Origin of the sequence: Vibrio sp. SCSIO 43132, from assembly GCF_019904195.1 — a bacterium.
GTDB lineage: Bacteria > Pseudomonadota > Gammaproteobacteria > Enterobacterales > Vibrionaceae > Vibrio > Vibrio nigripulchritudo.
The window spans coordinates 1288484-1314985 of sequence record NZ_CP063199.1; the positions used below are offsets into that span (position 1 = coordinate 1288484).

Annotated in this window: 21 protein-coding genes, 7 tRNA genes and 1 riboswitch; of the genes, 15 read left to right on the plus strand and 13 right to left on the minus strand. The window is 46.1% G+C overall.

Translation table 11 applies throughout. From position 1 onward, the window contains the following. Window positions 1-4: 4 nt before the first annotated feature. The 5 genes from rsxD to INR79_RS05835 form a co-directional block, all read right to left on the minus strand. Entirely contained in the window at window positions 5-1057 is a 1053-nt protein-coding gene (gene rsxD, locus INR79_RS05815) for an electron transport complex subunit RsxD (RefSeq protein WP_223096365.1), read from the minus strand. After that, window positions 1057-4209: an electron transport complex subunit RsxC gene (gene rsxC, locus INR79_RS05820; RefSeq protein WP_262415386.1), complete on the minus strand. Its 3153-nt coding sequence runs from the start codon at window positions 4207-4209 to the stop codon at window positions 1057-1059. Before rsxC ends, rsxD begins: the two co-directional genes overlap by 1 nt. Window positions 4210-4221: 12 nt before the next feature. After that, window positions 4222-4800, minus strand: coding sequence for an electron transport complex subunit RsxB (gene rsxB, locus INR79_RS05825; RefSeq protein WP_004408179.1), 579 nt, complete (start codon window positions 4798-4800; stop codon window positions 4222-4224). Continuing rightward, a complete protein-coding gene (gene rsxA, locus INR79_RS05830; protein ID WP_022550090.1) occupies window positions 4800-5381 on the minus strand; it encodes an electron transport complex subunit RsxA in 582 nt (193 codons plus the stop codon). Before rsxA ends, rsxB begins: the two co-directional genes overlap by 1 nt. Before the next feature lie 422 nt (window positions 5382-5803). Further along, window positions 5804-5879: transfer RNA gene (locus INR79_RS05835), tRNA-Asn, on the minus strand. 533 nt (window positions 5880-6412) lie between these two features. Here INR79_RS05835 and uvrB point away from each other — a divergent pair. From uvrB to INR79_RS05850, 3 genes are all read left to right on the plus strand, one after another. Next, entirely contained in the window at window positions 6413-8443 is a 2031-nt protein-coding gene (uvrB, locus tag INR79_RS05840) for an excinuclease ABC subunit UvrB (RefSeq protein WP_022599744.1), read from the plus strand. Window positions 8444-8694: 251 nt separating this feature from the next. Next, a complete protein-coding gene (gene luxO / locus INR79_RS05845) occupies window positions 8695-10086 on the plus strand; it encodes a quorum-sensing sigma-54 dependent transcriptional regulator LuxO (protein WP_022603175.1) in 1392 nt (463 codons plus the stop codon). A 30-nt stretch (window positions 10087-10116) separates the two neighbouring features. Then, the gene (locus INR79_RS05850) at window positions 10117-10464 is read left to right on the plus strand and encodes an Hpt domain-containing protein (protein ID WP_022550093.1); all 348 of its coding nucleotides are present in this window, start codon (window positions 10117-10119) and stop codon (window positions 10462-10464) included. On the opposite strand, the gene yvcK is transcribed toward INR79_RS05850, so the two are convergent. Further along, window positions 10453-11340, minus strand: a complete 888-nt coding sequence (gene yvcK / locus INR79_RS05855) for a uridine diphosphate-N-acetylglucosamine-binding protein YvcK (RefSeq protein ID WP_004408174.1) — start codon at window positions 11338-11340, stop codon at window positions 10453-10455. The genes INR79_RS05850 and yvcK overlap by 12 nt on opposite strands. Before the next feature lie 195 nt (window positions 11341-11535). After that, a riboswitch (molybdenum cofactor riboswitch) is annotated at window positions 11536-11677 on the plus strand. On the opposite strand from yvcK, the gene moaA reads away from it, so the two are divergent. From moaA to moaE, 5 genes are all read left to right on the plus strand, one after another. Continuing rightward, window positions 11665-12657, plus strand: coding sequence for a GTP 3',8-cyclase MoaA (gene moaA, locus INR79_RS05860; RefSeq protein WP_022591758.1), 993 nt, complete (start codon window positions 11665-11667; stop codon window positions 12655-12657). It overlaps the preceding riboswitch by 13 nt. A gap of 76 nt (window positions 12658-12733) precedes the next feature. Then, entirely contained in the window at window positions 12734-13246 is a 513-nt protein-coding gene (gene moaB, locus INR79_RS05865) for a molybdenum cofactor biosynthesis protein B (protein WP_004408168.1), read from the plus strand. 9 nt (window positions 13247-13255) lie between these two features. Then, window positions 13256-13732, plus strand: coding sequence for a cyclic pyranopterin monophosphate synthase MoaC (moaC, locus tag INR79_RS05870; protein WP_004408166.1), 477 nt, complete (start codon window positions 13256-13258; stop codon window positions 13730-13732). Next, the gene (gene moaD, locus INR79_RS05875; protein ID WP_004408164.1) at window positions 13732-13977 is read left to right on the plus strand and encodes a molybdopterin synthase sulfur carrier subunit; all 246 of its coding nucleotides are present in this window, start codon (window positions 13732-13734) and stop codon (window positions 13975-13977) included. The genes moaC and moaD overlap by 1 nt, the downstream gene beginning before the upstream one ends. 3 nt (window positions 13978-13980) lie before the next feature. Further along, window positions 13981-14442: a molybdopterin synthase catalytic subunit MoaE gene (moaE, locus tag INR79_RS05880; protein WP_223096367.1), complete on the plus strand. Its 462-nt coding sequence runs from the start codon at window positions 13981-13983 to the stop codon at window positions 14440-14442. A 130-nt stretch (window positions 14443-14572) separates the two neighbouring features. On the opposite strand, the gene INR79_RS05885 is transcribed toward moaE, so the two are convergent. Beyond that, a complete protein-coding gene (locus INR79_RS05885) occupies window positions 14573-17113 on the minus strand; it encodes a glycosyl hydrolase family 18 protein (RefSeq protein ID WP_045966017.1) in 2541 nt (846 codons plus the stop codon). A gap of 683 nt (window positions 17114-17796) precedes the next feature. Between INR79_RS05885 and INR79_RS05890 the strand changes: the two genes are divergently transcribed. The 7 genes from INR79_RS05890 (at window position 17797) to INR79_RS05920 (ending at window position 25233) form a co-directional block, all read left to right on the plus strand. Continuing rightward, on the plus strand, window positions 17797-19431 hold the full coding sequence (locus INR79_RS05890) for an ABC transporter substrate-binding protein (RefSeq protein WP_022591753.1): 1635 nt from the start codon (window positions 17797-17799) through the stop codon (window positions 19429-19431). 104 nt (window positions 19432-19535) lie between these two features. Beyond that, a complete protein-coding gene (gene oppB / locus INR79_RS05895; RefSeq protein WP_223096369.1) occupies window positions 19536-20456 on the plus strand; it encodes an oligopeptide ABC transporter permease OppB in 921 nt (306 codons plus the stop codon). A 15-nt stretch (window positions 20457-20471) separates the two neighbouring features. Then, window positions 20472-21374 (plus strand): oligopeptide ABC transporter permease OppC, encoded by a 903-nt coding sequence (gene oppC, locus INR79_RS05900; RefSeq protein WP_004408154.1) that lies wholly within the window; start codon window positions 20472-20474, stop codon window positions 21372-21374. A 55-nt stretch (window positions 21375-21429) separates the two neighbouring features. Then, window positions 21430-22401: an ABC transporter ATP-binding protein gene (locus tag INR79_RS05905; RefSeq protein ID WP_004408152.1), complete on the plus strand. Its 972-nt coding sequence runs from the start codon at window positions 21430-21432 to the stop codon at window positions 22399-22401. After that, window positions 22398-23387 carry a murein tripeptide/oligopeptide ABC transporter ATP binding protein OppF gene (gene oppF, locus INR79_RS05910; RefSeq protein WP_004408150.1) on the plus strand — a complete coding sequence of 330 codons (990 nt, stop codon included), beginning with the start codon at window positions 22398-22400 and terminating at the stop codon, window positions 23385-23387. The genes INR79_RS05905 and oppF overlap by 4 nt, the downstream gene beginning before the upstream one ends. Window positions 23388-23594: 207 nt before the next feature. Beyond that, window positions 23595-24110, plus strand: coding sequence for a hypothetical protein (locus INR79_RS05915; protein ID WP_004408149.1), 516 nt, complete (start codon window positions 23595-23597; stop codon window positions 24108-24110). 184 nt (window positions 24111-24294) lie between these two features. After that, entirely contained in the window at window positions 24295-25233 is a 939-nt protein-coding gene (locus INR79_RS05920) for a glutathione S-transferase family protein (protein ID WP_223096371.1), read from the plus strand. An 81-nt stretch (window positions 25234-25314) separates the two neighbouring features. Here the strand turns inward: INR79_RS05920 and INR79_RS05925 are convergent. The 6 genes from INR79_RS05925 to INR79_RS05950 all read right to left on the minus strand — a co-directional run bounded on the left by INR79_RS05925 (window position 25315) and on the right by INR79_RS05950 (window position 26271). Continuing rightward, window positions 25315-25399: transfer RNA gene (locus INR79_RS05925), tRNA-Tyr, on the minus strand. A 102-nt stretch (window positions 25400-25501) separates the two neighbouring features. Further along, window positions 25502-25586, minus strand: a tRNA-Tyr gene (locus tag INR79_RS05930). Between the two features lie 87 nt (window positions 25587-25673). Beyond that, window positions 25674-25758, minus strand: a tRNA-Tyr gene (locus INR79_RS05935). 87 nt (window positions 25759-25845) lie between these two features. Further along, window positions 25846-25930, minus strand: a tRNA-Tyr gene (locus tag INR79_RS05940). 85 nt (window positions 25931-26015) lie between these two features. Further along, window positions 26016-26100 (minus strand) — tRNA-Tyr (locus INR79_RS05945). 86 nt (window positions 26101-26186) lie between these two features. Continuing rightward, window positions 26187-26271: transfer RNA gene (locus INR79_RS05950), tRNA-Tyr, on the minus strand. Window positions 26272-26502: the final 231 nt, after the last annotated feature.

A 26502-nucleotide genomic window follows, 5' to 3' on the forward strand; every position in this document is an offset into this window, starting at 1 on the left:
CAACTTACCTTTGGTGTCCGTATGTTCTTGGTTTTGTGTAGTAATCGATCAATGGTACACACATATTCGCCAGCAATACAGCGAATGCCACGCCATCTGGAAAGCCGCCCCAGGCTCTTATAATAAACACCAAGGCACCAATGATAGCGCCGAAGACAATCCTGCCTTTTACTGTGGTAGAGGCAGACACTGGATCCGTTGCGATGAAGAATGCCCCTAGCATGGTAGCGCCTGAGAGCAATTGGATGGTGACTGGTGCAGTCTGACCGGGCAGAAGCAGCATAAACAACACTGACATGATGGTCAGTGCCCCGAGAAACGCGACTGAGATATACCACTGGATGATTCGCAGCTTTATCATGGCTAAACCACCGATCAGATAAGCCAGGTTTACCCATTCCCATCCAGCTCCCGCTACGCCTGAAAACTGCGGCTGAGCGGTAATTTCACTTACTGTCATACCAGCCTGAAGCGAGGTCTTCATGGTATCCAGAGGCGTGGCCATTGTGATGCCATCGATCCCGGTTCTTACCTGCTGCAATGAGAAACCATCATGATTGAAACCGGTGAATATCAGTGACAGCGCATCAGAGAAATCAACCTGAAACGGACTCATTGTGGATGGAGACAGCCAACTCGTCATTTGAACGGGGAATGAAATCAGCAACACCACGTATGCGACCATGGCAGGATTGAAGATATTTTGCCCCAACCCACCATAAAGGTGCTTTGCAATGACAATGGCAAAGATAAGACCAATCACCATCATCCACCAAGGGGATAGGGGAGGGATGGCTACTGCGAGCAACCAGGCTGTGACCACTGCACTGTAATCGCGTAAAGCAGAAATGGGGTGACGCTTTCTAGCCAGCATGACCAGAGCTTCGAGCGCTAAGGCAACGACAATAGCAAATACCAGTTGAATTAGCGTTCCCCAACCGAAGAAGTAGGTTTGAGCGACCAGACCCGGAGTGGCGCAAATCGCAACCCATTTCATTAAGTCTGGTGTACTGCGGCGATTTCGGGCATGCGGAGAGCTTGCAATAAAAAATGCCACTACTCATTCTCCTCAGATTGATTTTGTATTAGTTGTGCTGCTTCTTGTTCTTTTGCTGCCTTACGCGCTTTTGCTCTGGCTATTGCAGCGGCGACGGCTGCTTTCTTCGGATCTTCTTCAGCAGCTGGCTCTGAGTTTTCTGGCTCAGATTCGGTTTCTTGCTCTTTTGCAGCCTTGCGAGCTTTTGCTCTGGCTATAGCAGCAGCGACCGCAGCTTTCTTTGGATCTTCTTCAATTGCTGGTTCAGATTCGGTTTCTTGCTCTTTTGCAGCTTTGCGAGCTTTTGCTCTGGCTATTGCAGCGGCGACGGCAGCTTTCTTTGGATCTTCTTCAGCGGCTGACTCAGCGCTTTCTGGCTCAGGTTGAGCTTGTTGTTCTTTTTCAGTTTTGCGAGCCTTTGCTCTGGCTATAGCAGCAGCGACGGCTGCTTTCTTTGGATCTTCTTCAGCGGCTGGCTCTGAGTTTTCTGGTTCAGATTGAGCTTGCTGTTCTTTTTCAGCTTTACGCGCTTTTGCTCTGGCAATAGCGGCAGCGACGGCAGCTTTCTTTGGATCTTCTTCAACTGCTGGCTCTGCGCTTTCTGGCTCAGGTTGAGCTTGTTGTTCTTTTTCGGCTTTGCGAACCTTTGCTCTGGCTATTGCAGCGGCAACGGCAGCTTTCTTTGGATCTTCTTCAGCGGCTGGCTCTGCGCTTTCTGGCTCAGGTTGAGCTTGTTGTTCTTTTTCAGCTTTACGCGCTTTTGCCCTGGCAATAGCAGCAGCGACGGCAGCTTTCTTTGGATCTTCTCCAGCGGCTGGCTCTGCGCTTTCTGGTTCAGATTCGGTTTCTTTCTCTTTTGCTGCCTTGCGAGCTTTGGCTCTGGCGATAGCAGCGGCGACTGCAGCTTTCTTTGGATCTTCTTCAGCGGCTGGCTCTGCGCTTTCTGGCTCAGGTTGAGCTTGCTGTTCTTTTTCAGCTTTACGCGCTTTCGCTCTGGCAATAGCAGCAGCGACGGCAGCTTTCTTTGGATCTTCTTCAACGGTTGACTCAACGCTTTCTGATTCAGGTTGAGCTTGTTGTTCTTTTTGAGCTTTACGCGCTTTCGCTCTGGCGATAGCAGCAGCCACTGCCGCTTTTTTGGAATCGCCATCTTCATTGGTATCAGAAGATTGGTCTTGTTCCTGAGCTTGTTGTGCTTTTTTGGCTTTGGCTCGAGCAATCGCAGCAGCAACCGCCTGCTTTTTACTGTCTCCTTCAGATGTAACATCTTCAGGTGCCTCAGTACCACTTTGCTGCGCCTTTTTAGCTTTAGCCCGCGCAATTGCGGCTGCAACTGCGTCTTTTTTATCGCTCGTGTCAGATGCAGCTTGGCCTGCTTTTTTCGCCTTAGCTCTTGCGATGGCAGCAGCGACTGCATCCTTTTTATCGTCTGAGCCAGTCTCGCTATCTGTATTACCTGCTTCAGCCGCTTTCTGCGCCTTACGCTCTCTGGCCTGACGTTTTCTCTTTTCGCGAAGCTTAGCCATCTCGCTGTTATCTGGCTCTGATTTGCCTGCCGACATAGCTTCAGCTTGTTTGGCTTTTGCTTTAGCAATGGCGGCTGCCACGGCAGGTTTCACTTCATCTTTGGCTGGCTCTTTCGCTTTTTGCGCTTTAACACGTGCAATGGCGGCGGCTATTGCATCATCACCATCGCTAGTTTTAAGGTCTTTACGCCTTGATTCGGCTGCTTTTTTAAATTTATTTTCTCGAGCCAGTTTGTCTCGCTCCATACGCGCATTTTTTTCTTCAAAGCGACGTTTGGCTCTTTCCGCAGCAATGGCTTCATCTTTGCGTGTTCGGATTTCCGCTTTTGCTTCACGATAGTAGTGAACAAGTGGAATCTCACTGGGGCACACAAATGCACAGGCACCGCACTCAATGCAGTCTTTTAGGTTAAGTTCTTCACACTTATCGTAATCCTGATCTTTGGCGTACCACTGCAATTGCTGCGGTAGCAACGATGCCGGACATACATCCGCACACTCACCGCAGCGAATACATTCCATTTCGTATCGCTCGGTAGGAAGTTCGCGTCTGGAGGGGGCAAGTATGCAGTTTGCTGTTTTTGTGATTGGGACATTAGCGTGCGGCAAGGTGAACCCCATCATCGGTCCACCCATAATGAGCCTTGGTGATTTCTTATCTGCTTTATAATTGCTGTGCTCTAGCAAATGAGAAACAGGAGTACCGAGCAAAGCCCAGACATTCTTAGGCTGTTTGAAGGTTTTGCCTGTTAACGTCACTACGCGCTGAATCAAAGGTTCGCCATCGATTACCGCTCTCTTAACCGCATGCATGGAACCGACGTTCTGTACAAGAATTCCTATGTCTGCAGGAATTCCATTAGCGGGAACTTCTTTGTCAGTCAGTATCTTAATGAGCTGCTTTTCGCCCCCGGAAGGATACTTGGTCGGAATAACACGTATCACCAAATCTTTTGCCGTTGCTGCCAGTTGCAGCGCTTCGATGGCTTCTGGCTTGTTGTCTTCGATGCCAATAATGGTGAGTTCAGGTTTGAGAATGTGTTCGACAATCTCAATGCCTTTGATAATTTCTTCCGCGTGTTCCTGCATCAGACGATCGTCGGCTGTGATGTATGGCTCACACTCCGCTGCATTGACGATGAATATCTTTGTTTTTGCCAGACCAGACTGAATTTTCTTAGCGGTCGGGAAGCCCGCACCACCCATTCCGGAAATACCGGCATTGCGAATAATTTCAATGAGCGCGTCCGGTGTTTCTTGCTTGAAGTCCGCGATAGGGTGTTTTTCAATCCATTCTTCTTTGCCATCAGGCTGAATAACGATGGCAAGCTCGGCTAAGCCAGAAGGGTGCGCCGTGGTTCTAGGCTCAATAGCAGTTACAACACCGGATGTTGGTGCATGAACAGGGAGCATAAAGCTGAGAGAACACTTGGTCAGTGCTTGCCCTTTAAGAACGCGATCACCCGGATTTATAGCGAGATCGCCAGGCTTACCAATGTGTTGCTTTACAGGCAATACCAACTCGGTTGGCAACGGCAGTGGTTGCATTGCCGCTTGGTTGGACTGACGTTTGTTTTCTGGTGGATGAATACCGCCGGGAAAGTCCCAGAGGTAACCAGAGCGGATTTTTTCGACGAGTGACAACATACCCAATCCTTCTTATTGTAATTCTTGAGGTTGAGAGTCGGTGACGTTCACCACCGGTATTGCGTTTAATTGCCACTTCCATGTATCCGTTGTTTGAGCAATTGGAATCATTTCAATACAGTCAGTCGGACAAGGCGCTACACATAAATCGCATCCTGTACATTCATCCTTAATGACAGTATGCAGTGCTTTGGTTCCTCCAACTATTGCATCCACGGGGCAAGCTTGGATGCATTTAGTACATCCTATACACATATCTTCATGTATATAAGCGACTTTTTTGATGCTTTTTTCTGGATCGTGTTCCGGCTCTCCTGCTTCAACCCCCATTAAATCTGCAAGCTTTTCAATACAAGCCTGTCCACCCGGAGGACATTTGGTAATGGAGTCGCCGTTAGCAATGGCTTCTGCATAGGGGCGGCAGCCCGGATAGCCACATTGACCACACTGGGTCTGTGGAAGTATTTCGTCTATCTGGTCGACGATAGGGTCGGCTTCCACTTTGAATTTGATAGAAGCAAATCCAAGAATGGCACCAAAAATTGCGGCAAGTACAGCTAACGCGATGATCGCGATTAAAATTCCGCTCATTACAGTTTCACCAACCCAGTAAAGCCCATGAATGCAAGAGACATTAATCCTGCCGTAATCATAGCGATTGAGGCTCCCCGAAACGGTGTAGGAACGTTAGCGGCTGCAATCCGCTCACGCATAGAAGCAAACAGGATAAGAACAATTGAAAAACCTGCTGCTGCACCAAACCCATAAACAATGGACTCGATGAAGTTGTGGTTTTCGTTGATGTTGAGTAGAGCGACACCCAATACCGCACAGTTGGTGGTGATCAGGGGCAGGAAGATGCCCAATAGGCGGTATAGAGTCGGGCTGGTTTTGTGCACAACCATTTCTGTGAACTGTACAACAACCGCAATCACCAGAATAAAACTCATGGTGCGTAGATACTGGATACCAAGCGGTGTAAGAATGTAGGTTTCTACCAGGTACGCGCTAACCGATGCCAGAGTCAGCACAAATGTGGTGGCCAGACCCATGCCGATCGCAGTTTCAAGTTTTTTTGAAACTCCCATAAACGGACACAGACCTAGAAATTTTACAAGAACAAAGTTGTTGACCAATACAGTGCCAACAAGCAGCAACAGATATTCTGTCATGGCATCTCTAAACAAATAAATCAGATCTTAATATTATCCTGCTTTGTTACGGAATTAACAACCAAGATAGAGCAAGGTTTTTGGGTATTTGGCTGATTATTAGTCGGTTATTTATAGAATTATGATTCAAGAATTGGAAAATAGCCAAGTTGTTGAGAATTAATATCATTTACAGTGAGTTGCAGGTGGGGTTTCTTCAATTACGGCTCAGAAAATTGTCTCTCTTGTCTTCATCAAGAGTAGGACTTTGAGGTTCTCAATGAAAACATAAAGTTGCGGTCAAAAAATGATGTTTGGTGTTGGTTTTTTGCTCACCTTGATTGAGAGATTAGCTCGGTGTGGATAGCGACAATGTAATCTAGTAAAAGCCAGTTGCTTAAAAACGAGAAAAGCCACGTCTTGCGACATGGCTTTTGGAATAGTGGCTCCCCCTGCGGGACTCGAACCTGCGACATACGGATTAACAGTCCGCCGTTCTACCAACTGAACTAAGGGGGAACAATTGAGTGGTGCGAATCTTAGCGATACCCGATTTTTCTGTCAACACTCAAATGAAAAGAAAACCGAAAAAAAATGAATAAAAACGGCTTTACATTCATGTAAGCCTTGCAGAATAAGACCTAGTCGCAGTTATCCACCAAAATTGTGGATAAGTGTGTTAATTGATTTTTGACAAAATACAGAGCTCTGTTTTTTCAATATTAGGAAAGAGTGATTTTGTCGAAAGAATGCAGTTTAACTTGATGTTTTATAATGAGAATGCGTTTAGGTGAATCAATGAAATGCTTTGTGAATAAAAATGCAATATATGACCATATAGCAACAAGGCACGAAATTTTGGGGAAAACTAGTGGATAGAAAATGGTGTTTTTTTGTGGGGATTTCCGAGCAGGGTCAAGAAAGATATCAGATAAACTTGTCAGGTTCTAGTAGTAAATGTGTCATAGATCTGACTTTTAATGTTTATACGTATTGACCTTAAGAGACGTTAGCAAAGACAATACTGGGCAAATTATGGTTAGGGATAAAATATGAGTAAGACGTACGATTTGGTCTCCAAATACACCCCAGCGGGTGACCAGCCTACTGCGATTAAGCAGTTGCTGGATGGACTGGATTCTGGTCTGGCACATCAGACATTATTAGGTGTAACAGGTTCGGGTAAAACATTTACCCTTGCCAACGTGATTGCAGAATCACAACGACCAGCAATTTTACTCGCCCCCAACAAAACTCTGGCTGCCCAGCTGTATGGAGAGATGAAGGCGTTCTTTCCTAACAATGCCGTCGAGTATTTTGTTTCTTACTACGACTACTACCAACCTGAAGCTTACGTTCCGACAACCGATACTTTTATCGAGAAAGACGCGTCGGTGAACGCTCACATCGAGCAAATGCGTTTGTCTGCTACCAAAGCGCTACTTGAACGTAAAGATGCCATCATTGTTGCTTCTGTTTCTGCTATCTACGGATTGGGCGATCCGGACAGCTACCTCAAAATGATGCTTCACGTTCGTCGTGGTGACATGATCGATCAGCGCGATATCCTTCGTCGTCTTGCAGAGCTGCAGTATTCCAGAAATGACGTGGCGTTTGAGCGCGGTCAGTTTCGGGTGAGAGGGGAGGTGATTGACATTTTCCCGGCAGAGTCTGAACAGGATGCGGTTCGTATCGAAATGTTCGATGATGAAGTCGATTGCATCAGCGTTTTCGACCCACTTACGGGTGTGGTTAAACAGCGGGATTTGCCAAGATTTACCATTTATCCTAAAACCCACTATGTCACGCCAAGAGAGCGGATTCTAGAAGCGATTGAAAACATCAAGGTTGAGCTAGAAGGGCGGAAAAAGCACCTGCTTGAAAACAACAAACTTCTGGAAGAACAGAGAATCAGCCAGCGTACTCAATTTGATATTGAGATGATGACCGAGCTTGGTTTTTGTTCTGGTATCGAAAACTATTCACGTTATCTCAGTGGACGTAACGAGGGAGAGCCACCTCCGACCTTGTTTGATTACCTTCCTCATGATGGTCTGCTCATTATTGACGAGTCCCACGTTACGGTTCCTCAAATCGGTGCCATGTTCAAAGGTGACCGTTCACGTAAAGAAACCTTGGTTGAATTTGGTTTCAGGTTGCCGTCAGCGTTGGATAACCGACCATTAAAGTTCGAGGAATTTGAATCCTTGGCACCGCAAACTATCTTCGTGTCTGCCACTCCTGGTAATTATGAATTAGAAAAATCAGACGGTGACGTCGCTGATCAGGTCGTTCGACCGACTGGGTTATTAGACCCGCAACTCGAAGTGAGACCTGTTGCCACTCAGGTGGATGACCTGTTATCTGAGATTCGTATCCGGAGTCAGAAGGGTGAGCGTGTTCTGGTTACGACACTCACCAAACGCATGGCGGAAGACTTGACGGAATACCTGCACGAGCACGATGTAAGAGTTCGCTATCTTCACTCGGATATCGATACCGTTGAGCGCGTAGAGATTATTCGAGATCTTCGTTTGGGCGAGTTCGACGTGTTAGTTGGTATTAACTTACTTCGTGAAGGTTTGGACATGCCAGAAGTTAGCTTAGTGGCGATACTGGATGCGGATAAGGAAGGTTTCCTTCGTTCAGAGAGATCTCTGATTCAGACCATTGGCCGAGCTGCGCGTAACCTGAGTGGTAAAGCGATTCTTTACGCAGACTCGATTACTAAATCCATGAAAAAAGCCATGGATGAAACGAACCGTCGTCGCGAGAAGCAGCAAGCTTATAACGAAGAACAGGGTATCACCCCGCAGGCGTTGCAAACCAACGTTAAAGACATCATGGAGCTTGGTGATATTGCCAAGGCGAAAGGAAAACGTCACAACAAACAAGTTCCGCTTTCTAAGGTGGCTGAGCCATCGAATAAATACGAAGTGTTGTCACCTCAAGAACTTGAGAAAGAAATTGCTAAGTTGGAAGGTCAAATGTATCAACATGCCCAAAACTTGGAATTTGAGCTGGCTGCAGAGAAACGAGATGAAATCGAAAAACTGAAAGCACAGTTCATTGTGAATAGCTAGTTTGCTAACGTAGTGTGATTAAGATAAAAAAATAGCCAATAGAAATCGATCTATTGGCTTCATTTCGTGAATACTTTGTTCACTAACAACGTCAGTTGGCTAGGTGACCCGTTAGGGTCATACATGCAGTTGCACATTGCATGCCATGTTTATTTCACCCTTTCTTTTACATTTTCCCCAGTTTAGGCTATCATTTTTCGCAAAATGCGATTCATATTGCAACTATATTACTAAAGTGCAACGGCTAGGATATGCAAGACACAACTTCTAACCCCAATCCTAAATACCTATTGATGGTGGAGGATACCGCCTCAGTAGCAGCGCTCTATCGATCTTACCTCAGTCCACTGGGGCTGGACATTACTATTGTCGGAACAGGTAAAGATGCAGTTGAAAGCCTGGAAGAGCGAACACCAGACCTGATTCTTCTCGACTTACGCCTTCCTGATATGACGGGCATGGATGTCCTTTCTTCGGTGAAATCAAACTACCCCGATGTTCCTGTTATTTTTATGACCGCACACGGTTCGATTGATACCGCCGTTGAGGCAATGCGTAAGGGTGCTCAGGACTTTTTAATTAAGCCTTGTGAGGCAGACCGCCTGCGTGTAACGGTCAATAACGCCATTCGCAAAGCAGGGAAACTTCGTTCTCCAAGCAGCGAACCCGATAACAACTACCAGGGCTTTATTGGCAGTAGCCAGACCATGCAGGCTGTTTACCGAACTATCGACTCCGCGGCTCCCAGTAAAGCGTCAGTATTTATTACGGGCGAAAGTGGTACCGGTAAAGAAGTGTGTGCAGAAGCGATTCATGCCGCCAGTAAACGTGGTGAAAACCCGTTTATTGCCATCAACTGTGCTGCAATACCAAAAGACCTGATTGAAAGTGAACTGTTTGGTCACGTGAAAGGGGCGTTTACCGGGGCATCAACCGACAGGCAGGGTGCCGCAGAGCTTGCAGACGGCGGTACGCTGTTTTTGGATGAACTGTGTGAAATGGATCTGGATCTGCAAACCAAGCTGCTTAGATTTATTCAAACGGGTACCTTCCAAAAGGTTGGTTCTTCTAAAATGAAGAGTGTAGACGTACGCTTTGTGTGTGCGACTAACCGTGACCCCTGGAAAGAAGTTCAGGAAGGGCGCTTCCGAGAAGATTTGTATTACCGTTTGTATGTCATTCCACTGCACCTTCCTCCTTTGCGAGACAGAGGAGAAGATGTGGTTGAGATTGCTTATTCGTTACTCGGTTACATGTCTCATGAAGAGGGTAAAGGGTTTGTTCGATTCTCGCAGCAAGTCGTTGATAAATTTATTGAATACGAATGGCCGGGTAATGTTCGTCAGCTTCAGAATGTGCTTCGTAATGCCGTAGTACTCAATCATGGTAGCGAGATCACATTAAACATGTTGCCACCGCCATTAAATTTGCCTTCCGTATCAGATTTGAAGCAAGTAAATGCATATGACGCAAAATCAACTAAACTCTCAGTAGAAGAAATTCGACCACTGTGGCTTACCGAAAAAAGTGCGATAGAACAAGCAATAGAGGCCTGTGAAGGAAATATTCCAAAGGCTGCGGGTTATTTGGATGTCAGCCCATCTACCTTGTATCGCAAGCTACAAGCTTGGAAAGAACAATAAGAGCAAAACTAAGAAGATTAAGAGGGTAGGATGAAAGCGGTTGTCAATACAGACAAAATAGACGAATTGAGTAGGGATATTGGGGAAGAAAATCTCCCTATGCTTTTTTCTATTTTTATTGGGGAGCTGGTGGACTATGCCGAGGCGTTAGCCAATGGACCAACTGAACAAAGTGAAGCTGAAGAGCAGTTGAAAGCCATCAGCCACTCTTTAAAAAGTAGTGCCGCCAGTTTTGGAGCAGAAAGACTATGTGAGTTTGCCACAAGACTAGATGCCAGATACAAAACAGGTGAACCTATTAACACGGATGAAAACCGAGAAACCATGATCACCTGTCTTCACATTACGAAAGACGAGTTTATCAAGTTAACCGAGTAAGTTTTCTATCGCCTTTTGTAGTTTGGTGCGATCGTGTCGCCATTGATGGTTTGCTGAAGCAAGGTCAATGGTGACAATCTCACCCACACCATCCAAATCCTGCGGCTGCTCGCTGCTTAATAACAGATCTATTTTCCTTCCATCACACGCGCGCTGACACCAGTTAAGTTTCTCCTGTAGAGACATTCGACCTGCAGGTCCATATTCAGGTGAAAGGTTTTCAATAAACACCAGTCTGGCTTGTTCATTTCTGGCGATGGATTTACCCAGCTCCGGAATCAGCAGCGGCGGCATGATACTGGTTAAAAAGCTGCCCGGACCTAAAATAATGCAGTCGGCTTCTTCTATTGCTCGTAATCCTTCTTTGGTTGCAGGAACCTGAGGTTCAAGATACAGCCGCTGAAGATCCTGCTCCATTTCATCAACACTGGTTTCGCCCCGAACTCTTTCGCCAGAGGTAGAAAGGGCAGTCAGGTCTGAAGGGTGTTCAGACATAGGGACGATATTCACATCCACGTTGAGCATATCCCGGATAAGGTTGATGGCTTCTAAAGGGCGAACAGAAAGGTTATCCAGCGCCGTGAGCATCAGATTACCCAGGTTGTGATCGTTGAGCTCGCCAACACCCTTGAAACGGTATTCGAACATCATAGAGCCGATAGAGGGTTCGGTAATCAGCTGGTTAATGCAATTACGCGTATCGCCCCAGGCAATGCCACCCTGACAGTCTCGGATTCGACCTGTAGAGCCGCCGTTGTCAGTAGTAGTAACGATTCCAGTCGCGTTGCTGCCGAAATCTTTAAGTGCAGCCAACATTCTTCCTAGCCCGTGACCGCCACCAATGGCGACCACTTTCTTGTTTTTATATAGAGTCATACATGTTCACGTTTTTTGTTATTCCCGGCCAGCGTTGTCATTGAGCAAAGCTGAACAGAGTAGATGCCGATACTTTGCCTGCTGATTTACTAAAATTCTAGCGATTGAACTGCACAAATTCGAATTTTTGCAAAGTTAAGCTGGTATCCCACAATAATATTAAGTATTTTATTAGAAGCTGCCACGCATAGTGCGTGGCTGCCATAGCTCCGAGCTTTCACTGCTAAGTTCGCAACATGCGGATATGAAGTGTCAGCCAGTGACGTTTTGTCACAAGGGTTTGTTTGGAAATGAGCAAGCCTCCCGTGTTTGGAAAGGTGTTCCGTGGCGCAACAATTCGAAGATAATTTCAATCGCAAGTTCTATTACTTGCGCTTATCAGTTACCGACGTATGTAACTTTAAATGCACATATTGTTTGCCTGATGGGTATCGACACCCCTCGGGTCAACGAAACTCGTCTTTTTTAACCCTCCCTGAAATCCGTCGCGTGGTTCGCGCGTTTGCCGATTGTGGTACCGACAAAGTTCGTATAACCGGTGGTGAGCCTAGCCTGCGTAAAGATTTCACTGAGATCATTCATGAGGTAGCGACGACTACGGGTATTCGCAAAGTGGCGACGACCACCAATGGCTACCGCATGGAAAAGCAAGTCGCTTCCTGGAAAGATGCTGGTCTCACCAATATCAACGTGAGTGTCGATAGCCTGGATGCCCGAATGTTCCATCAGATAACGGGTGAGAATAAATTTGAGCAGGTGATGGCTGGGATTGATAAGGCGTTTGAAGTGGGCTTTAAGCAGGTCAAAGTAAACGCTGTTCTCCTGAAGAATCTGAATCATCTGGAGTTGCCAGCCTTTCTTCACTGGATCAAGCATCGCCCGATTCAACTCCGATTTATTGAGTTGATGCAAACGGGTGAAATGGATGATCTCTTTAAGAATCATCACAAGTCCGGTGTGAGTATCCGCAATCACCTGATTGCCAATGGCTGGCTGTTGAAACCTAAGGCATTAAACGACGGACCTGCTCAGGTCTTTATACATCCGGATTATCAGGGCGAGATTGGTCTGATCATGCCTTATGAAAAGGATTTCTGCGAAAGCTGTAACCGCCTACGTATTTCCGCCAAAGGCAAGCTTCACCTCTGTTTGTTTGGTGAGGAAGGGGTGGAGCTGCGCGATCTTTTGCAGCGAGATGATCAGGAATCTGAGTTGATTCAGAGAATTTCTCAGCAGCTTCAGAATAAGTCGGTCAGCCATTTCCTCCATGATGGAAACTCAGGCATCACACCGCACCTGGCGTCGATCGGCGGATAGTCAGTTAAATATTTGTGCTGGTGGCAAAGCGACCAGCCATTCAATTTCAATTTAATAAATACAAAAGGTGAGCTAAATGGGTCACGCTGAAAGCAAATTTCAACCAGCTAACATTGCAGTGTTAACCGTCTCTGATACGCGTACAGAAGAAAACGATACTTCAGGTGGTTACCTTGCTGAACATCTTCAGGAAGCTGGTCACAATCTGGCTGATAAGAAAATCGTGATTGATGATATGTACCAAATTCGTGCGGTCGTATCTCAGTGGATTGCCGATGATTCGATTCAGGCAATTATGATTACAGGCGGCACTGGCTTTACTTCTCGTGACAGTACTCCTGAAGCCCTTGTTCCACTTTTCGATAAGCAGGTTGAAGGGTTTGGTGAACTGTTCCGAGCGGTTTCCTACGAGGAAATCGGGACATCCACTATTCAGTCTCGTGCGATTGCAGGATTTGCCAACCATACAGTAATTTTCGCTATGCCAGGGTCAACTGGTGCGTGTCGCACTGCCTGGACTAAGATCATAAAACAACAGATGGATGCCAGCCATCGTCCTTGTAACTTTATGCCTCACCTGAGCAAGTAGGGGAATTGAATGACTCAGTTTACCCACATCAATGCGTCGGGCGAAGCTAACATGGTGGATGTGTCTGCTAAGGCAGACACGGTACGCGAGGCAAGGGCAGAAGCTTTTGTTCACATGGCACCAGAAACTTTGGAGCTGATCGTCTCAGGTTCCCATCACAAAGGCGATGTTTTTGCGACAGCAAGAATTGCCGGGATTCAGGCAGCGAAAAAAACTTGGGATTTGATTCCACTTTGCCACCCCTTGCTGCTGTCTAAAGTAGAAGTTCAGCTAGAAGCCATTGAGTCAGAGAACAAGGTCCGAATCGAATCAGTGTGCAAGCTGGCTGGTAAAACAGGTGTCGAAATGGAGGCACTGACAGCAGCGTCTGTGGCGGCGTTGACCATCTACGATATGTGTAAAGCGGTTCAAAAAGACATGGTTATCGAGCAAGTGCGTTTGCTTGAGAAAACTGGTGGCAAATCCGGTCACTTTAAGGCGGAATGATGATCAAAGTATTGTTTTTTGCGCAAACCAGAGAGTTGGTTGGTGTCGATCAAATCGAAGTCGATAGCAGTTATGAAACGGCAGAGCAGCTTCGCCTTCATTTAGTTGAAAAAGGCGACAAATGGGCGTTAGCGCTGGAAGCTGGGAAATTGCTGGTGGCAATTAATCAAACGCTTTCCCCTCTGGACTCTCCTATACAGTCCGGCGATGAAGTCGCATTTTTCCCACCAGTCACCGGAGGGTAACGAATGTCACAGGTATCGATTCAAAAAGAAGATTTTTCTCTGGCTGACGAATATGACGTGCTCGCGCAGGGCACATCTTCTGGTGCGGTTGTGACATTTGTTGGAAAAGTACGAGATATGAACCTAGGGGACAACGTTGTTGGATTGTCGCTGGAACATTACCCGGGAATGACCGAGAAATCGCTGGAAAGCCTATGCGAGCAAGCCAAGCAAAGGTGGTCTATTGAGAATATTCGAGTCATACATCGTGTTGGTGATTTGGATATTGGCGATCAGATCGTATTTGTTGGTGTTTCTAGCGCACATCGCGGAGATGCGTTTAACGCCTGTGAATTCGTTATGGACTACCTGAAAACTCAGGCACCTTTCTGGAAAAAAGAGAGAACGACGGATTCAGTGAGGTGGGTTGAGTCGAGAGAGTCAGACGCAGCCGCCGCCAGCCGATGGGCGGAACAAGGCGAGTAGCCTTAACCCACTTCTTTAGATACTAGACAGCAGACACTAAAGATCCGGTCAGATGGAGATCATTCTGACCGGCTCTTTGGTTTTAAGTGTTGGTTTTAAGTGCCTACCCAAGAGCAGGCACTAATCGGTATTACTTAGCTACAGTACAAACTGTTGACCAGCTACCGTCTGAACCAGGTACAGAGTTAGTCCAGTAGTTCGCTTTGTAAATCACGCCATTGTGAACCATTTGGTCACCGCCAGTCGCGTGACTAGGGTTACCAGCCCAATCTGTTTGAGGCCAGTTCGGGTAAACGTTGATACCAGTCACGTCACACGTTGGGTCTACAACATTCTTCTTAACAACAACGGCTGCTTGTGCAGAGCTTGATGCTTTGCCATCGCTCACTGTTACAGAGAAGTTTAGAGTAGTGTCCACATCGTAGCTTGCTGCTGTAAAGGTCACTTTTGCACCTTGAACAGTCGCGTTAACGCCTGCTGGAACATCCCAAGTGTAAGTTAGAGTGTCGTTGTCAGCGTCTGTAGAGCCGCTTGCATCAACTACTACTACGTCACCTGCTGCTGCTTGTGCTGGAGCAGAAACTGCTGCTACTGGTGCAGAGTTCACGCCTTTAGGAGAAACAGTCACCAGAACTTTGTCTGTAGATGCTGCACCTTTGTTATCAGTAACAGTGACTTCAAACGTGTAAGTCTGAGCCGCAGTAACACTTGCAAAGTCTACCGTAGCAACTGCCGCGTTTGCGTTAGTGATAGTTACAGCCGGACCAGTTACTTGTTTCCAAGCGTAGCTTGCGATTGTGCCATCAAGGTCTTTAGAAGCGCTAGCATCTAGAGTAACCTGAGCAGGACCTTCAACAGCAACGTCCGCACCCGCAGAAGCGATTGGTGCACGGTTACCACCGATAGTCGCCAGACCTTCGTGCATAGCGTTTAGGATGTCACCGTTGTCTGCATCGATTTCCCATGAGAACAGACCAGCTAGACCTAGGTTACGTACGTAAGCACCTTTCGCTTTAACAGAACGCTCATCATCAAACGTGATTAGCTTACCGTTTGAACGGTTCCATACGTATGGCGCTTCAGCCAATTCGTCGTAACCGTACTCAAAGCCATTGATACCTTGGTTGTTTGCACCAAGCATGTGACCTTTAATGCCTTTGTAGTCGATAACGCCAGCTTCCCAAACGCCCTGAGCTTTAGTACCTGTTAGCTTACCGTTACCAGTACCAGTCATTGGATCCGTTGGATCGGTTAGGCTTGAAGGCATTACGCCATCCCAACCACGTCCGTACATCGCAGCACCAACAACCAGTTTGTTTGCTGGAACACCTTGTGCAAGCAGGATCTGGATTGCGTTGTCAGTTGTGTATGCAGGACCTTTGTATGGTACGCCATCAGCATCAACACCTGTACCGTCACACTGACCAGGGCGCATGAAGTTACCACAGTAAAGCGCAGCTTGGTGTCCAGGTACGTTGTTCCAACCACCGTAGAAGTCATAAGTCATCGCGAAGATGTAGTCCATGTGCTGAACTGCAGCTGCGTAGTCTACGTCTTCAAGTTTGTCGTAACCTACACCAATAGCTGAAGTCAGCTCGTAAGTACGACCAGTTTCTACGCCAAGGCGATCAAGCATAGCGCGAAGCTCTTGCATAAGAGCAATGTAAGCAGGACCATCGTTTAGAGGATCACCTAGGTTCGGGTTCTCACCGCCGCCGCCAGGGAATTCCCAGTCAATGTCAACACCGTCGTAGAATTTCCATGTTTTCAGGAAGCGCTCTACAGAAGCGACAAACGTGTCACGGTTTGCTTTTGTTGTGAAATCAAAGAACGGATCGGAAAGTGTCCAGCCACCGATCGAAGGAATGATTTTCAGATCTGGGTTGCGCTGCTTAAGCGCCATCAGCATTGCGTAGTTACCTTTGATAGGTGTGCTGAATTCGTGACCAGCTTGTTTGAAGCTCTTCTGGTATGCAGCCCATGGGTCATGGATAACAACTTCGTAGTCGTTTACGCCATTACACGCTGTCATAAGAGCGTTGTAGCTGTTTCCGCCAACAGATTTCAGTGATTCGTTAGGGCCACAGATTGGAATGAAGCCGTAAAGGATGTGAGTTAGGTTATCAGCAGGAATGTTATCTACAGTGTACCCACGCTCGTAAATACCCCATTCAACAAAGTAAGTTCCCACAACGGTGTTTGGATCTGTGTTGTAGGTCTTGTTGTTAGGATCGATATTCATAACCAATGGCTTAAGGTGAGCACCATCGGTGTCTGCAATAACAAGTTCTTGAGGTGCAGACTTGCTACAGCCTGTCGCGTCACATGCAGCGATTTCTACAGAGTAAACACCACCTTTTCCGTATTGGAAAGTTGCGGCAGTTTGAGAACCTGTAATTGGACCAGTAGCGACTTCTATACCATCAAAGAAGACTTTGTAGGTATCACCAGGAGTACCACTCCACTGGTTGAACTTAATTGTGATATCAGCAAGGTCTTTATATTTAACCATTTGGTTATAACCTGCTGTGGTTTCCATAGCCAGTTCAATTTTAGAGAACTGGAGATTGTTTGACCCGTATACGTCGATGCTTGGCGTCGCTGGTGCAGCAATTACGGAGCCCGAAAGAGCCAGACCAACACCGATAGCGCATAAGCTTAGATGTTTCATTGTATTTCTCTCATTCCTTGTAAAAAAACTGCCTCAAAAACAAAGAGGCGAAAGTAACGATGGCATTCAATTTCCGCCATCCCGGTCAGTTTTTCCGAGAGGCAAGCTTTTGACAAAGAAAAATAAAATGCTTTTGAATCGATATAAAAAAACAAAAAAATCGTTTCTTGCGCGTTACAAAAAAAGTGCTGGTGCCTCGATTTTTTATAAAACCTGACATAGTTCTGTTGCACTTATGAACATTTGCACTACCCACTTTAGCAGTGGTGATAAAAGTCACATTTATGTTGAAATTATGTGGCATTTTGTGGTGCTCTGGTCGACTTGAGATGTGTGAAATGTTAAGTTTTTGTTCTAAAGCAGGATAAGATTCTGCTAAATTGATTGTTTTTGAAACAATTTGGTGGTTAAGATTGGCTCGGGCGATATCTGAGTTTGTTTGAACCGTCGTTTTCAATCTTTGCAGAGTAATTGTCTGAAGAAGACCGTTATCCAAAAAATTAAACGGTTTTTTACTACATTTTTATGGCAAATTACTTCAATGATTGGTAGTGTGTTGCGCAATCTTCTTTAGGTTTAGAAAACGCTGTACGCTTATTGCGCTAAATTTTTCTAAATGCCCTCCGTTCTGGCAACTATAGAAGACGTCATGGATGCAATCTAAAAAACTTGGAGTTTAATGCATGTATAAGAACAAAATCACTCAGGCACTTCTTCTTGGTGCTGGTATGGCAGTGGCTGCCACTTCGTTCTCCTCTCTTGCTGCTGACGTTCCAGCAGGCACAAAATTAGCGAAGGTTCAGGAACTGGTACGTGGTAACGGTACTGAAGTAGCAACTATCGACCCGCACAAATCTCAAGGTGTTCCAGAGTCTCACGTAATTCGTGACCTATTGGAAGGTCTTGTAAATCAAGATGCTGACGGCAACACTATTCCAGGCGTTGCAACGCACTGGGAAACTGAAGACAACAAAACGTTTGTTTTCCACCTACGTAAAGAAGCTAAATGGTCTAACGGCGACCCAGTAACTGCACACGACTTCGTGTACAGCTGGCAGCGTGCGGTAGATCCTGCTACTGCGTCTCCTTACTCTTGGTACATGGAATACACCAAGATGGTTAACGCTGCTGACATCATTGCGGGTAAAAAAGACAAGAGTACTCTTGGTGTTAAAGCTCTAGATGATCACACTCTAGAAGTGAAACTTGAGTCTGCTGTTCCTTACTTTGTAATGATGACTGGTCACACTACAACTAAGCCTGTTCATAAAGCGACAGTTGAAAAGCACGGTGATCAGTGGACTAAGCCTGAAAACTTCGTTGCTAACGGTGCATTCGTAGTAGACAGATGGGTACTTAACGAACGTATGGTTCTTAAGCGTAATACCCAGTACTGGGACAATGACAAAACTGTTCTAGACCAAGTAACATTCCTTCCGATTGAAAACCAAGTTGCCGAAATGAACCGTTTCCTTTCTGGCGAACTGGATTTCACTTCTTCTGCATTGCCAGTTGAACACTTCAAGCGTCTTAAGAAAGAGTACCCAGAGTCTGTTTCTGTAGAAGGCAGCCTGTGTACTTACTACTACTCGTTCAACACGAAGAAGAAACCATTTGATGATGTACGTGTTCGTAAAGCGATCTCTTACGCAATCAACCGTAATATCGTAACGGATGCAATTTTGGCTCAAGGTCAAAAACCTGCTTACTTCCTGACTCCTGAAATTACTGCTGGCTTCAACCCTGAACTGCCAGAGTACGCGAAGATGACTCAGAAAGAGCGTGACGCAGAAGCGGCTCGTCTACTTGAAGAAGCTGGTTTTGGTAAGAGCAACCCTCTGAAGTTCACTCTTCTATACAACACGAACGAGAACCACAAGAAAATTGCGGTTGCTCTAGGTTCTATGTGGAAGAAAACTCTGGGTCTGAACGTGACTCTTGAAAACCAAGAGTGGAAGACTTACCTGTCTACTAAAGACCAAGGTGACTTCGAAGTTTCTCGCGCTGGCTGGTGTGGTGACTACAACGAAGCGTCTTCTTTCCTAACTCTAATGGTAAGCAAGAACACGACTGCTGGTCAGCACTGGGGTAACAAAGACTACGATGCTTTGATCGACAAAGCGTTGAACTCTACTTCAGAAGCTGAGCGTACTGCTCTTTACACTCAAGCTGAAGACCTGATTGCTAAAGAGATGCCAATCGCACCTATCTACCAATACGTACGTGCTCGTCTGCTAAGCCCTCAAGTTGGTGGTTTCCCATCAAACAACGCAGAAGAGAAGATCTACTCTAAAGATCTCTACATCAAAGCGAAGTAAAATACCTCCGCTGATAAAATTATAAATAACACGGACACTGCATGTGAGATTCACATGCAGCGTCTTTTCTATTATTCATTGTCACAGACTGAAAGAGTGAGTTTATGCTTAAATTCATTATGAAACGGATATTCGAAGCAATTCCAACTATGTTGGTATTGATTACAGTATCTTTCTTTCTTATGCGCTTTGCGCCAGGTAACCCGTTTTCGAGCGAGAAGCCATTACCACCAGAAGTAATGGCAAACATTGAAGCAAAATACGGTTTGGATAAACCTGTTTTCGAACAGTACACCACGTATCTTACCAATGTTGTTCAAGGCGATTTTGGTCCTTCTTTCAAATACCTAGACTATTCAGTAAACGAATTGATCCATGCGGCACTGCCAGTGTCTGCGAAAGTAGGTTTCATCGCATTCATATTCACTGTCATCATGGGTGTGTCAGTCGGTACCATTGCCGCACTGAAGCAGAACACCTGGGTTGACTACACCATCATGTCCACTGCAATGCTTGGTGTGGTAATGCCATCCTTTGTTTTGGCACCTGCACTTATCTATCTTTTCTCTCTGCATTGGAACCTTTTCCCAGCAGGTGGTTGGCATGACGGCAGCCTGAAATACCTAGTGCTTCCGGTAATCGGTATGTCTCTTCTATACGTAGCGACCTTTGCACGTATTACCCGAGGCAGCATGATCGAAACCCTGAACAGTAACTTCATCCGTACTGCACGCGCAAAAGGTTTGAGCTACCGTTACATCGTAATCAAGCACGCACTTCGTCCAGCACTGCTTCCAGTTGTTTCATACATGGGACCTGCGTTCGTAGGTATCATCACTGGTTCGGTAGTTATCGAAACTATCTTCGGTTTGCCGGGTATCGGTAAGCTATTCGTAAACGCAGCATTCAACCGCGATTACTCGCTAGTAATGGGTGTAACCATACTGATTGGTTTCCTGTTCATTCTATTCAACGCCATCGTTGATATTTTGCTAGCTATGATTGACCCGAAAATTCGCTACTAAAGGGAACGGATTGATATGTTGACTAAAAAAGAAAACCTTGAAGCGATCGAAAAGTTCTCTAAGGACTTAGAAGTAGAAGGTCGCAGCCTGTGGCAAGATGCCCGTATCCGCTTTATGCGTAACAAAGCGGCTATGGTGAGCTTAGCCATTCTATTTGTAATGACAATGGCAGTGATTTTCTTGCCAATGTTTGCTCCATACACATACGACGATACCGACTGGTATGCGATGCATGTTGGACCAAATGCCGAGCACTGGTTTGGTACCGACAGCCTGGGTCGTGACCTGTACGTTCGTACCCTTATTGGTGGTCGTATCTCATTGATGGTAGGTGTACTTGGTGCACTTGTTGCGGTACTGATTGGTACGCTTTACGGTGCAGCTTCTGGCTTCATCGGCGGCAAAACTGACCGAATCATGATGCGTATCCTGGAAATCCTTTACGCGGTTCCGTTCATGTTCCTGGTTATCGTACTGGTAACGTTCTTCGGTCGTAACATTGTACTGATCTTCGTTGCTATCGGTGCCATTGCATGGCTGGATATGGCGCGTATCGTACGTGGTCAGACACTAAGCCTACGTAGCAAAGAGTTTATTGAAGCAGCCCATGTATGCGGTGTGAGCAAATGGAAAATAATTACACGCCACATCGTTCCAAACGTACTGGGTATTGTTGCAGTTTACTCGACTCTGTTGATTCCGAGCATGATCCTTACAGAGTCATTCCTATCGTTCCTTGGTCTTGGTGTACAAGAGCCAATGACGAGCTGGGGCGCACTGCTTCAGGAAGGTTCTCAGACGATGGAAGTAGCAATTTGGCAGCTTGCGTTCCCAGCCGCGTTTATGGTTGTGACGCTATTCTGCTTTAACTATGTCGGCGACGGCCTGCGTGACGCACTGGATCCAAAAGATAGATAAAAAAATAATATCGGATCCTTTTAGAGCAATATAAAAATTACACAGGAAAGCAATGATGAGCTTGTTAGATGTTAAAGATCTGCGAGTCGAATTTACCACACAAGATGGTATCGTCACCGCAGTGAATGACTTAAATTTTTCACTGAACCAAGGGGAAACCCTTGGTATCGTGGGCGAATCTGGTTCGGGTAAATCCCAGACTGTATTCGCTATCATGGGGCTTTTGGCAAAAAACGGAATTATCTCTGGTAGTGCCAAATTTGAAGGTCGTGAAATTCTGAATCTGAAAGAAAACGAACTCAACCGAGTTCGTGCAGAACAGATTGCCATGATCTTCCAGGACCCAATGACCTCACTGAACCCGTACATGAAAGTCAGCGACCAGCTGATGGAAGTGTTGATGCTGCACAAAGGCATGGGCAAAGCGGAAGCATTTGAAGAATCAGTTCGAATGCTGGAAGCGGTAAAAATCCCAGAAGCCCGTAAGCGTATCACCATGTACCCACACGAATTCTCAGGCGGCATGCGCCAGCGTGTGATGATTGCCATGGCGCTACTGTGTCGTCCTAAACTGCTTATTGCAGATGAGCCTACAACGGCTCTGGACGTAACGGTTCAAGCACAGATCATGGATTTGTTGAACGAACTTAAGAGCGAGTTCAACACTGCAATCATCATGATCACGCACGATTTGGGTGTGGTAGCAGGTTCATGTGACAAAGTACTGGTTATGTATGCTGGACGTACTATGGAGTACGGTACAGTTAACGAAATCTTCTACAATCCGAGCCACCCCTATGCAGAAGGTCTGCTGAAGGCGATCCCTCGTTTGGATACGGAAGGCGAAATTCTGCCAACCATTCCAGGCAACCCACCAAACCTGCTTCGTTTGCCACAAGGCTGTCCTTACCAAGAGCGTTGTCACCGCGTGACAGAGCAATGTAAGACTGAAGCTCCAAAACTGGTTAACTTTGGTGAAGGGCGTCAACGCGCATGTTTTTCTGACTGGGAGGCTTGGAATCGATGAGTACAGATAAAAAACTTCTTCTAGATGTAAAAGACCTGAAAGTTCATTTCAGCATTGCACCTAAATCAGCATGGCCATGGACTAAACCAACACCTTTAAAAGCAGTAGATGGCGTTAACATTCGCCTATACGAAGGGGAAACCTTGGGTGTAGTAGGGGAATCTGGCTGCGGTAAATCCACTTTTGCCCGCGCCGTAATTGGTCTGGTTGAAGCAACCGACGGTGAAGTTGTCTGGCTTGGTCAGGATCTGACTAAGATGCAGGACGTACAACGCCGTAACACACGCAAAGAGATCCAGATGATTTTCCAGGATCCGCTGGCGTCCCTTAATCCTCGTATGACTATTGGTGACATCATTGCTGAGCCTCTGGAGACGTTTTACCCAGAGCTGTCTGCTGATGAAGTGAAAGACCGCGTTAAAGAGATGATGACAAAGGTGGGTCTTCTGCCTAACGTTATCAACCGTTACCCGCACGAGTTCTCTGGTGGTCAGTGTCAGCGTATTGGTATCGCACGTGCTTTGATTCTTCGTCCTAAGATGATCATTTGTGACGAACCTGTATCGGCACTGGACGTATCGATTCAGGCACAGGTAGTTAACCTTCTGAAAGAGCTGCAAAAAGAACTTGGTCTGAGCTTGGTGTTTATCGCGCACGATCTCTCTGTCGTTAAGCATATTTCAGATCGCGTACTGGTTATGTATTTGGGTAATGCGGTAGAGCTCGGCGAATCTGAAGCTCTGTTTGCCGAGCCAAAGCATCCATATACGCGTGCTCTTATGTCGGCAGTTCCAATCCCAGATCCAGATCTGGAGCGAGCCAAGAAGATTGATATGTTGGAAGGCGATCTGCCATCTCCAATGAATCCACCATCTGGCTGTGTATTCCGCACACGTTGCCCTCAGGCGACAGAGGCTTGTTCACAGCAAAAACCTCAAATTAAAGGTGACGACGTTCATGCCGTTTCTTGTTTGATGGTTGACTAAATTCAGCCTGTGACAGGCTTAAGCGCGGTGCCTTCGTGGTCCGCGCTTTTTTTGTGCCTGAGCCAATCCATTTCGTGATGAAAGACGTATTAAATCTGATAATGTAAACAAAATGTAAATAAAATGTTTTAATTGGGTTTAATTGAGCGTGAAAATGTACTAGAACTTAAGAGTAGCTACGCTCATTCATTGCGCTTGGAGGCTCAGATGAAAAGACTGTATTACATCACGAAAGACTTGGACGACGCAGAAGAAATATCAGATGAAGTTCATGCAAGTGGTATTGATGACCACCACTTTTATGTTCTAAGTCGTGATGATAATGGGATTAAGACCCACCACCTCCATGGCGGCAGTTCACTTGAGCGTGCACACATTATTACCGGGGCGCAGAAGGCGCTGATTGCAGGAGCTGTCGCCGCGGGCGTGTTGATTCTGTTTCTGACTTTTTTCACCAGCTTGTTCGAAAGCTCTAGTTTTGTACCATTCGCTCTTATCTGCATCATTGCGATCACAACAACAGTCATAGTCAAAATGACGGGAGGGTCGTTTGATAATTATTTTATGACGATGTTTAACCAGCACTTAGATGATGGAGAAGTCGTGATTGTCATTGATGTCGAGCGAAGTCAGGCACATCGCATAGAAGAAATTCTTGAGCACCATCCCAAAGCCGAGTTTATCGCGGACTGCTCAAGTGTAGGTTCACCGATACCGGATTAAACAGGTTTACAAACAAAAAGGGTTGGCAAGGTGCCAACCCTTTTTGTGTTTGGGTGTTGTTTTTTGGGCGTTCTAAAAGATCATTCAAAAATTTTGATGATGTTGAACGGTATTGACTGGTCGCATAACCCATTGGGTTACCTATAATTCAACTCAATATCTTTACAAACAAAGGATGGATGAGATGGGCAAGTTAGTTGAAGGTGTTTGGCACGACGTCTGGTACGACACCAAAGCAAGCAATGGTAAATTTGTTCGGGAAGATGCTGGCTTCAGAAGCTGGGTTGAAAACACGTCAGACGCTGAGTTTCAACCAGAGTCGGGTCGATACCATCTTTATGTTTCTCTGGCGTGTCCGTGGGCACACAGAACCCTAGTGTTTCGTAAGTTAAAAGGTCTGGAACCTCATATCGATGTGTCTGTGGTAAGCCCGGATATGCTTTCTGAGGGGTGGCAGTTTGATAAACCAGAGCCTTTGTTTGGCTTCACTCGCATGCATCAGATATACACCCAAGCAAAATCCGATTACACCGGAAGGGTCACGGTTCCTGTACTGTGGGATAAGAAAACCAATACCATAGTCAGCAATGAGTCTTCCGAGATCATTCGCATGTTCAACACAGCATTCAATGATCTGACCGGCAACCACGACGATTATTACCCTGAAGCACTTCACTCAGAAATCGAGAAGTGGAACGATTTCATCTATCCGAATATCAATAACGGTGTGTATCGTTGTGGCTTTGCGACAACTCAGGAAGCTTATGAAGAAGCGTATGACCAGTTGTTTGACGCGTTAGACAAAGTGGAAGCCCATCTTTCTTCGAGTCGATACCTGGCGGGCGATCAAATTACAGAAGCCGACTGGCGTCTATTCACCACCTTAGTGCGTTTTGATGCTGTCTATGTAGGGCATTTCAAATGCAACAAAAAACGCATTGCGGATTACCCAAGCATTCAAGGCTATTTAAAAGAGCTGTATCAGGTAGAAGGGGTGAAAGACACCACCGATTTCCACCACATCAAAAGGCACTATTACTTTAGCCATACTGGAATCAACCCAACTCAGGTTGTACCGAAAGGACCCGCTTTGGATTTGGATAGCCCTCACGGTAGAGGCTAGAAATAGAAAAGCCAGCATAGTGTGCTGGCTTTGTTTTTCAGATAAGAAAAAACCAGCTCAATGAGCTGGTTTTCTTGTGTATGGTGGAGGGGGACGGATTCGAACCATCGAAGGCAGTGCCGGCAGATTTACAGTCTGCTCCCTTTGGCCACTCGGGAACCCCTCCAGGGTATTATTTTTCGCTACAAAGAGCATACTTAAAAAATGATTTCCCAACTCATCAATCAAGTTTTCTGGTGTTTAAAAGGCGTAAACAACAGAAGAAATATGGTGGAGGGGGACGGATTCGAACCATCGAAGGCAGTGCCGGCAGATTTACAGTCTGCTCCCTTTGGCCACTCGGGAACCCCTCCAGGGTGTTTTTTATACTTAAATGATGATTTCCCAACCCATCAATCAAGTTGTCTGGTGTTTAAAAGGAGTAAACAGCAGAAGAAATATGGTGGAGGGGGACGGATTCGAACCATCGAAGGCAGTGCCGGCAGATTTACAGTCTGCTCCCTTTGGCCACTCGGGAACCCCTCCAGGGTGTTTTTTATACTTAAATGATGATTTCCCAACCCATCAATCAAGTTGTCTGGTGTTTAAAAGGAGTAAACAGCAGAAGAAATATGGTGGAGGGGGACGGATTCGAACCATCGAAGGCAGTGCCGGCAGATTTACAGTCTGCTCCCTTTGGCCACTCGGGAACCCCTCCAGGGTGTTTTTATACTTAAGAGATGATTTCCCAACTCATCAATCAAGTTGCCTGATGTTTAAAAGGAGTAACAACAGAAGAAATATGGTGGAGGGGGACGGATTCGAACCATCGAAGGCAGTGCCGGCAGATTTACAGTCTGCTCCCTTTGGCCACTCGGGAACCCCTCCAGGGTGTTTTTATACTTAAGAGATGATTTCCCAACTCATCAATCAAGTTGTCTGATGTTTAAAAGGAATAAACAACAGAAGAAATATGGTGGAGGGGGACGGATTCGAACCATCGAAGGCAGTGCCGGCAGATTTACAGTCTGCTCCCTTTGGCCACTCGGGAACCCCTCCAGGGTGCTTTTTATACTTAGTAACTATTTTCCCAACTCAGTAACCAAGTGCGGAGCGCATGATAGCAAACTCGAATATGCTGTAAAGAGATTTCTTGGAAATTTGACTTGAATGCTTCCTTTTTGGGCAGGAGCAACAAAAAATGGGCGTTTTGTACTAAATTTATACGTAGCAACAGGTTACTTACTGAATATTTCGCAAACTTTACATTCCTTTACGCTCAAAGCCGTA